9 protein-coding genes and 1 pseudogene are annotated in these 6980 nt (G+C 53.3%); 4 read left to right on the top strand and 6 right to left on the bottom strand.

Annotated elements, in window-relative coordinates:
* The 3 genes from glgC to IGR76_08315 form a co-directional block, all read left to right on the top strand.
* Nucleotides 1-802 (top strand): glucose-1-phosphate adenylyltransferase (glgC, locus tag IGR76_08305; GenBank protein MBF2078509.1); only part of this gene is annotated, 802 nt, incomplete at its 5' end.
* Nucleotides 803-975: 173 nt separating this feature from the next.
* Nucleotides 976-1962 (top strand): DnaJ domain-containing protein, encoded by a 987-nt coding sequence (locus IGR76_08310; GenBank protein MBF2078510.1) that lies wholly within the window; start codon nt 976-978, stop codon nt 1960-1962.
* On the top strand, nt 1959-3248 hold the full coding sequence (locus IGR76_08315; protein ID MBF2078511.1) for an ABC transporter substrate-binding protein: 1290 nt from the start codon (nt 1959-1961) through the stop codon (nt 3246-3248). Before IGR76_08310 ends, IGR76_08315 begins: the two co-directional genes overlap by 4 nt.
* A 13-nt stretch (nt 3249-3261) precedes the next feature.
* Here IGR76_08315 and IGR76_08320 read toward each other — a convergent pair whose 3' ends face one another.
* The 6 genes and pseudogenes from IGR76_08320 to queF form a co-directional block, all read right to left on the bottom strand.
* Nucleotides 3262-3915 carry a HEAT repeat domain-containing protein gene (locus IGR76_08320; protein ID MBF2078512.1) on the bottom strand — a complete coding sequence of 218 codons (654 nt, stop codon included), beginning with the start codon at nt 3913-3915 and terminating at the stop codon, nt 3262-3264.
* A gap of 105 nt (nt 3916-4020) precedes the next feature.
* Entirely contained in the window at nt 4021-4500 is a 480-nt protein-coding gene (locus tag IGR76_08325; protein ID MBF2078513.1) for a CBS domain-containing protein, read from the bottom strand.
* Between the two features lie 100 nt (nt 4501-4600).
* On the bottom strand, nt 4601-5041 hold the full coding sequence (locus IGR76_08330) for a hypothetical protein (GenBank protein ID MBF2078514.1): 441 nt from the start codon (nt 5039-5041) through the stop codon (nt 4601-4603).
* A pseudogene (locus IGR76_08335) lies at nt 5039-5752 on the bottom strand (M42 family peptidase). Before IGR76_08335 ends, IGR76_08330 begins: the two are co-directional and overlap by 3 nt.
* A gap of 11 nt (nt 5753-5763) precedes the next feature.
* Nucleotides 5764-6213 (bottom strand): hypothetical protein, encoded by a 450-nt coding sequence (locus tag IGR76_08340; protein MBF2078515.1) that lies wholly within the window; start codon nt 6211-6213, stop codon nt 5764-5766.
* Entirely contained in the window at nt 6214-6627 is a 414-nt protein-coding gene (gene queF, locus IGR76_08345) for an NADPH-dependent 7-cyano-7-deazaguanine reductase QueF (GenBank protein MBF2078516.1), read from the bottom strand.
* Between the two features lie 173 nt (nt 6628-6800).
* Between queF and IGR76_08350 the strand changes: the two genes are divergently transcribed.
* Nucleotides 6801-6980 (top strand): hypothetical protein (locus IGR76_08350; GenBank protein MBF2078517.1); only part of this gene is annotated, 180 nt, incomplete at its 3' end.

Genomic DNA, 6980 nt, shown 5'->3' on the forward strand with positions numbered 1-6980 from the left:
GATTGACGATAAGGGACGGGTCATCGACTTTAGTGAGAAGCCGAAGGGCGCAGAGCTGAAAGCCATGGCCGTGGATACCACCGTCCTGGGACTCACCCCCGAACAAGCGGTGACCAAGCCCTATATTGCGTCGATGGGCATCTATGTGTTCAAGCGGCAGGTGCTGTTTGATCTCCTCAGAAATTCGCTCGATCGCACCGATTTCGGGAAAGAAATTATTCCTGCCTCTGCCAAGGATCTCAATGTCCAAGCCTATCTGTTCAATGGATATTGGGCAGATATTGGAACCATTGAAGCCTTCTATGACGCAAACTTGGCGCTAACCCAGCAACCCTGTCCACCTTTCAGCTTCTACGACGAAAGCGCACCAATTTACACTCGCGCCCGCTACCTGCCACCCACGAAGATGCTGGACTGCCAAGTTACAGAATCAATGATTGGTGATGGCTGTATCCTCAAAGACTGCCAAGTTCATCACTCCGTACTCGGTATTCGTACCCGAATCGAGTCGGGAGCCACGGTTCAGGATTCTCTGATTTTGGGAGCAGACTACTATCAGCGGGTTGCCGATCAGCAGGCTCGCTTAACTGGACAGCCGATGGATATCCCCATGGGAATTGGGCCAAATTCCACTATTCGCCGGGCGATCATCGATAAGAATGCCCGCATTGGTCGCGATGTGCAGATTACTAATAAGGATCAGGTTGAAGAGGCCGAAAAAGAGGATCTAGGGTTCTACATTCGCAATGGCATCGTGGTGATCCTGAAAGGTGCGACGATTCCAGACGGAACCATTATCTAGACCGTAAACTCTCGCTGGGGCTTCAGAACCAGGGTTTGTGCGGGAATTGCGATCGCCCAATCCGCAAAAACCGAACTGAAGCCTGTCTTAAAACTTGCTACCCTGAGACATAAAAAGACGCATTGCCCCTCTCCGCCAGGATGGGGGAGAGCCTTTAGCGAGGAGACGGATGAATGCCTTCTACTGACTTCAGAGATTATTACGCTGTTTTGGGTGTTTCACGATCTGCAAATTCCAACGACATTAAGCAGGCGTTTCGGAAGCTGGCACGAAAGTATCACCCCGATGTGAATCCGGGCGATGCCTCAGCAGAAGCTCGCTTTAAGGAAGTCAGCGAAGCCTACGAAGTGTTGTCCGATCCCGATAAGCGCAAGAAATACGACCAGTTCGGTCAATATTGGAAGCAGGCAGGCAGCACACCCTGGGGGGGAGGAGCACCCGTCGATTTTGGCGGATTTGACTTCAGCCAGTACGGCAGTTTTGACGATTTCATTAACGAACTGTTAGGGCGTTTCAGTTCACCCTCTGGGGGGACAAATCGATCCTACGGCTATCGTCCGCCCACGGGAGGAACAGGAGGCTTTGGCGGGTTCGGTGACGTTGGAGCCGATCCCAGTGCAGCCGGAGGAGACTTAGAAGCGACCCTTTCCCTCACGCTTTCTGAAGCCTTTCACGGTACGCAGAAACGTTTAGGGGTAGGCAAGGAAACGATTCAGGTTCGCATTCCGCCAGGGGCCAAACCTGGAAGCCGCATTCGCTTAAAAGGAAAAGGTCAAACCAATCCCTACAGCCAACGACGCGGCGATCTGTTTCTAAACGTAGCGATTCAGCCCCACGATTTTTTCCAGTTTGAAGGTGATAACTTGGTTTGTGAGATTCCTATCACCCCCGATGAGGCCGTCTTAGGGGCATCCATCGAGGTTCCGACCCCGGATGGGATGGTAACGGTAACAATTCCAGCAGGGATTCGCTCCGGTCAGTCGCTGCGGTTGCGGGGTAAAGGATGGAGTAATCCGAAGGGGGGACGCGGTGATCAGCTGGTGCGGGTCGTTATTGCACCACCGCGAGATTTGTCGGAGACTGAACGCAACTATTACGAAAAAATCCGTGCGGCTCGCACCACCGATCCAAGGAATGATCTGCGCTCAGTCACCCTATGATTCGCCCATTTAACTGGCGATCGCTCGGTGGAATAACGTTAGGCATCTTGGCACTGATTTCAGCGTACCGATACGTCAGTCGTCACTCCCAGCCCCCCGTCGAACCTCCGGCGATTATCCGGGATGGATTGCGGGTAGGGGTTATCCTGCCCATGACGGGTTCCTACTCTGTCGTGGGCAAGCCTTTGGCAACCGTATTCCCGCTTTTGATGCGAAAGGTGAATGCCTGCGGTGGGGTGAACGCCGCTCCGGTGATGTTTATCCTGAAGGATGATCGAAGTGATTCAACAGTGGCTTCTCGCGCCATGGTTGAACTCGCATTTGCCGATAATGTTCAGGCCCTAGTGGGGGGAATTACAAGTGCTGCCGCCTCTGAGATGGTCAAGAATCTTGAGCGGTTAGAAGTACCGATTGTGTCCCCCGCTAGTACCAGCATTGATATTCCGATCCAGGCTCGGAACTGGAAGTATGCAGGATTATACTGGGCACGCACTATACCCTCCGATGCAGACGAAGCCAAGGCTTTGGCAGATTTAGCGATCGCCCGTTCGATCACATCAATCGCCATTGTTGCCATTGACGACGAGTATGGACGCGCCTTCGCCAGAACCTTTACGTCAGCCTTTCAGAACCAGGGCGGCACGATCGCGACCGGAGACACTCCCATTTTCATGGATGGGCGATCGCCTACCCCTGAAGATCCGGCTCTTGCGGAGCGTTTGGCAGAGGCCGATGCCGTACTCATAATTGCCTATCCCGACTCCGGGGGACCATGGCTCCGAGAGGCTCTGGCAAAAAAACTGCTGGGCGATCGCCAACTGCTGCTCACCTCTAGTGTCTACACGCCTCGTTTTCTAGAGGCCATCGGCTCAAGTGCTGAAAACAACACTCTGCTTCAGGGAGCGCTAGGGTTGACCCCAGGGACGAACAGCAGTGCCTATCTCCCGCTGAAAACGTTGTGGGAAGGTCAGGAAGGTTATGCTCCTCCCGCCTTTGCGGCTCAAACGTGGGACGCCGCCGCACTGGTGCTGTTGGCTGCCGAGGCTTCGGGACAGAATAGCAGTCAGGGCATTGCGAAGGAACTGCGACGAGTTGCAAATCCACCAGGAATTGAGGTGTCCGATATTTGCCGAGGCTTGGAGTTGGTGCGCCGAGGCGAGGATATCAACTATCAGGGCGCAAGCGGATCGGTCGATTTGGACGCGAACGGCAATGTGACGGGGCAGTACGACGTGTGGACGGTGGACGACCAAGGGCGATTTGATGTGCTGTATTCGCTCAAATAGGAGCAGAAAGACGTCATAAGTAGGCTTTTGCAGCATTGGCCACCGCGTCCATATCGTCTGAAGTCAGCGCTTTCAGCGTGGCCTGGGCATCTGCGTCATCAAAACGGCTCAGAGCTTGGGCGACCCGATAGCGAACTTGCCAATCTTCATCGGACGCAAAGGGAATCAGGAGGGGCACGGCACGGCGATCGCCCAATTCCCCCAGGGAGCCGATGGCGGCGGTTTTAATCAGTTCATTGTCTGATTGCAACGCATCCTCTAGCATGCCAAACGGTCGCGTGTCTCCCAATTCACCCAGGGCGGCAATAATGCTGAATTTTACCAGCCATTCTGTTGTGGTGTCGTAGAGAGACTGAAGCTGATCAAATGCCTCCGTTAGCTTCAAGGCACCAATAGCGTCGGCAGCGGCAGCCTGCACATCCGGTTCCGGATCCGCGATGCCGTTGAGCAACAGCGGCAACACTTTTGCTCGATCTTGTTCGCCCAAGCTGGCCATCTGGCTCACTGCTGCATAGCGGACTCGTACGTTTGAATCTGAGATAACGGCTTGCATCATCTCAAAGGCGATCGCCGGATCCAGTTGACGCATTTGATTTACGGCGGTGATGCGATCGCCAAAATCCTCAGAATTTAAAAGCGTTTGAATCGATTCAGGAGTAACGGTCATAAATAAATTAGGAATTAGGGCTTATTAACGTTTTAAATGCATGGAAATGGTTAAATGCATGGAAATGGGGCGATCGCCATTTGTCATCGCCCCAAAATAAAAAAACTAGTCGTCACCCATACCGTTGTCGTGAGTTGCCATATAGCGCACAATGTCGCCCCGTGTGAGAATCCCTACAATTTTGCCATCAGCATCCAGCACTGGAAGACGGCGCACATGGCGATCGTGCATGATTTGGGCAGCTTTGCGGAGCGGCATATCAGACGATACTTTCACCACGTCTTTACTCATGACTTCAGCCACTGTTTGCCCCAAGGCTTTGTGCAATTCCCGTTCGTAGCGGCTTGGGTTTTCTAAGTAAATGACGCTATCCAGCACCATGATGTAGGCCGGGGGCGTCACCCCGGTTTCTTGCCACATCAAATCGCTTTCGGAAATTACCCCGACCAAATCGCCGTCAGCATTGGTGACGGGAAGGCCGCTAATGCGGTGCTCTGCGAGAAGACGAATCGCCTCGTTTAAGGGTGCATCATCCTGCACCGTTACGGGGTTCAACGTCATAACATCAGCCACAGTGGTGGACATAGGACGATATCAACATTTCTTGAAAATCTCTCTAAGCCATTATCGGGGACGGACGGGGCTTCTCCTGAGAGAGCGTTACAGGTCGTTACAATGCCAGGGATCACCGCATTTGGCAATAGCGGACGAGGAGATCGGCACAACGGGCGATCGCCCCTAGATGGGCAATCTCGTACCCGTGGGTGTTTTGGGTGGGAAAGCTGAGGCAGGCGGCACGCCCCACATGCCCGTTTTTCATGGCGATCGAGGCATCGCTGCCAAATCCGCTCAAATTGGCGCGTTGTAGGGGAATTTTCGCCTGATCCGCAGCCGTCTGAAGCTGGTGGTTCAGGTCGTCATCGTAAATGCCGTAGCCATCCTGGGAAAGAATCACGGGTCTGTCGCCATCCTGAATGGGATATTCCAGCGACAGCGGACAAATTTCCAGGGCGATCAACGCTTCTAGCGGGTTTGCCCCAAGGAGCGATCGCCATGCAAATCCCGACTCTAGTTCCGAATCCGGTACGCCGAGCGTGCGTGCCTTGGTATTGAGGACTCGCTGCATCAGCGAATGGGTGAAATGTTGGGTAAAGTACAGGGCACCGATCGCCCCGACTTCCTCTTTGGCAGAGGCCACTAGATACACGTCTGTAGGTGGGTTGGTGAGGTGTTCCGCAACGTCCAGCAAAATTGCGATAGAAGCTTTGTTATCCAGGGTGTAACTGGCGATATAGTCCTGCATCCGAAACGGCAGTTTGCGGTGTTTGCCAATCACCATGCGGGTTCCGGGACGAATTCCCGCTTCTCGTAACTCGTCTGAACTGCGCTTGGTTTCGATCCAGGCGTCTTCCCATTTCACCACGGCTGTATCCTGCTGAGCCTTCTGAGGTGACTCATGGGACACATGGCGCGACCCAAAGGAGAGAATGCCGCTCACGGTTTGGCGATCGCCCAGCAGATCCACTACCCCCTCGCCATACACCCACGGAAACGCACCGCCCAGCTTCCGCACTTCGACCTTGCCATCTTCGCGCACGGTTTTCACGATGCCGCCGATTTCGTCTTTGTGGGCCGTGATGGCGACCGCCCGCTGGGAATTTTGCCCCGCAATTTTGGCGATCACGTTCCCTGCTTCGTCCTGCCAGGTGTCTAGCCCTAGGGCAGCAAAGCGATCCAGTAACACCTGATCAATTTCGGCCTCGGCACCACTGGGGGAATGGCACAACACGAGGTCTTGAATGGTAGCAAACAGGCGATCGAATCGGGAAACAGACATAGGATCGAAATTTAACGAGAGGATTGAAGCTGGGCAATCGCCTGGGCAATCGCATCCATCAACGGGCGATCGCGTTCTAGATCGAATGCCGGGGCATTACGCCGATCGTAAAACCAGACGGAGCCTTGGCGGAACTCGTCTGGCTCATCGGCATAGCGGGGAAATAGGTGGGCATGGAGGGCAGGCTCCAGATTTCCGAGGATTTCGTAGTTAATCCGGCTTGCCCCCGTAACCTGAAGCAGTGCATCTCCGGCGATCGCCATATCGTTCAAAAATAGGCGTCGGGCATCAGACGCAAGCGAATTCAGATCTGGTACGACTGGATCGGGCAACAGCAAACAGTAGCCCCGCAAAACCTGCACATCCCCTAGCACCAACCAACCCGCAGGCATGGGACAGATCACGGTGGGATTCTGTCCTACCCGTGCTGCCTCTACCCGGTGGTGAATTAAAGTGGTCAATTAGACTTCGCCCTTCACATGGCGGACTTCGACCACCGTATGGACGTTACCTCTAGGGGCAAAATCGCCCTTGATCGTCACTTCTAGCGGATCGCACGCCGCCACAAAATCGTCCAGAATTTGATTCACCGATTCCTCATGGGAAATGTAGCGATCGCGATAACTATTGATGTAAAGCTTAATCGCTTTCAGTTCAACCACCCGTTCATCTGGGATATAGTCGATCAAAATGGTTGCGAAGTCGGGATATCCCGAAAAGGGGCACTTACAGGTAAATTCCGGCAAGGAAATATGGATATTAAACTTGCGTCCCGGTCGGGGATTGGGGAACGTAATCAGTTCACCTTCAGCAATATTGCGCTCGCCGTATTTCATTTCTGGAACGGCTGTGAGTTGGCTGGTTTCGTTAAGCATGTTGCAAATCTGTAGCAATGAATTGACAAATGCAGATGAATTGTTAAAATTCACCTACCTCTCAGTATTAAAGCGACGTATGGCATATTTAGGGTTGCATGTGCTAATTTTCAGCGCGTGTTCCTTATATTTAGTTAAGCTACCGACAAAATTTTTAGGAACCTCCCTGACGAATGGCACCCAAACCAAACTCTGACGCAGCAAACTATAACGGCTCGAACGGGAAAACCGCCGCATCCAACACCGCGACACAAACCCCCTACGCGCCATCTGTCCCTATTCCAGTCTATCGAGAATTGGCTGCAGAATTGCAAGCTACGAAAGCGATGCTGGAGTCTCTGAACGCCCAAAAT

The sequence above is a fragment of the Synechococcales cyanobacterium T60_A2020_003 genome (assembly GCA_015272205.1).
Lineage (GTDB): Bacteria > Cyanobacteriota > Cyanobacteriia > RECH01 > RECH01 > JACYMB01.